Below are 1,577 nucleotides of genomic sequence, written 5' to 3' on the forward strand. Positions count from 1 at the left end.
CTCTGTACAGGACAAAAATCTAAAAATGGCCTGGTACTCCGGGCCAACAATGCTATTTGAGGCGGGCGCGCCAGTCGTGTAGCCAGACAGCGGAAAGCTCGTCTCGGATGTGGAGCTCAAATAGGTCATCAAAGGAATACTCTGCATACTGTTGTTGATCGATTCCTAGAGAGGCAAATTCTTCGTCTAACAGCTTATTCTTGATTGCCTCAATCGATGCCCAGAACTGCTCGCCTTCGCTGGAGTCAAGAGTTGGAATCAATCGGGCCCGGCTGTCTTCATCAAAAAAAAGAGGTGCTTTCACTCCGATCTGTGCTTCTGGTGCCCTCGTCACGATTTCGATGAACAGAGGTTTCGCCTGCAAAAACAAAACGGAGCAACGGCTTAAATCCTTAATTTCCATAGGTTGTCCTCCAAATCTGTTGTCCTGGTCTGCTCAAGCTATCTGGTGGCCCACTGCTGGTGGCCATCCAAAAGGGGTATAAAAATAGGACTGCATCCTGTACGGTGTTTTTGTCTAGAAACCACCTCAGGAGTCAGCCCATATGCATTTTACCTTGCTCAGAACCCTTCGTGAAGCCTTCCCACTCAACCAGGCCCGTCTTTACTTCCTGGCTGCCTTCCTTATTGCGTTAATCCAGTCTGAGACGGTCAATCTCGTTAAAATTTCCCAGCGTTTCCAGTCCAAGAAAAATGCCGCATCTGAGTCCAACTACAAGCGCATCCGGCGCTTCATCGCCGATTTTGACTTCCCACACCAGCTCTACTTGGATTTTGTGCTCCAATTTTTCAAGGATAGACAGCTTCTTCTCACCATGGACAGAACGAATTGGCAGTTCGGCAAAGCCCACATCAACTTCTTGGTGATCGCCACCGTCAGAGATGGCATTGCTTTTCCGCTAATCTGGCAACTCCTCCCACACTCGGGAAACAGCAACCAGACGGCTAGAATTGAGCTGATTCGAGAACTGATCGAGGTCTTACCTGTCACCCGAATTCAGGGTCTCCTGGCCGACCGTGAGTTTATCGGGGAAGAGTGGTTTACAGAACTGAAAACGCTGGGCATCAAGCGTTGCATTCGCATCAGGGACACGGACCGGGTGGGCGGAATCCCAGCCTGGATGTGGTTTAAGCGCACCGAAGCAGGGATCACCTACTCCCTCTACCGCAGGGTGTTGGTCTTCGGTTCTAAAATGCAGGTGGTGGCCGCCAGAACACCCGAGGGAAAACGGATTCTGGTCGCCAGCGACTTTTCTGCCTGTGACACGCTAAAGAAATACAAAGCGAGATGGTCCATTGAATGTCTTTTCGCGGCAGTCAAGGAAACAGGGTTTCGCTTTGAGGACACCCATCTCACCCGTCCAGAACGGCTCTCAACCCTGATGACCCTGGTCGGGATAGCATTTGTGTGGGCGTACATGGTGGGGGAATGGGAACACCAGAAAAAGCCGATCAAAGTCAAAAAGCATGGCCGGAGAAGTCAGAGTGTATTCCGGTTAGGCCTGGGGCACCTGGTCAGAGTGCTCACCCAGCGGCGCTTTTACGCCCCTGCCATCAAAATTTTGTCCTGTACTTAG

The 1,577-nt window shown here is 51.0% G+C and carries 2 protein-coding genes; one reads left to right on the forward strand and one right to left on the reverse strand.

From position 1 onward, the window contains the following. Nucleotides 1-52 precede the first annotated feature (52 nt). On the reverse strand, nucleotides 53-403 hold the full coding sequence (locus IEY52_RS26375) for a hypothetical protein (RefSeq protein ID WP_189009658.1): 351 nt from the start codon (nucleotides 401-403) through the stop codon (nucleotides 53-55). Between the two features lie 142 nt (nucleotides 404-545). Between IEY52_RS26375 and IEY52_RS26380 the strand changes: the two genes are divergently transcribed. Next, a complete protein-coding gene (locus tag IEY52_RS26380) occupies nucleotides 546-1,577 on the forward strand; it encodes an IS4 family transposase (RefSeq protein ID WP_189009660.1) in 1,032 nt (343 codons plus the stop codon).

The sequence above is a fragment of the Deinococcus roseus genome, assembly GCF_014646895.1.
Classification (GTDB): domain Bacteria; phylum Deinococcota; class Deinococci; order Deinococcales; family Deinococcaceae; genus Deinococcus_C; species Deinococcus_C roseus.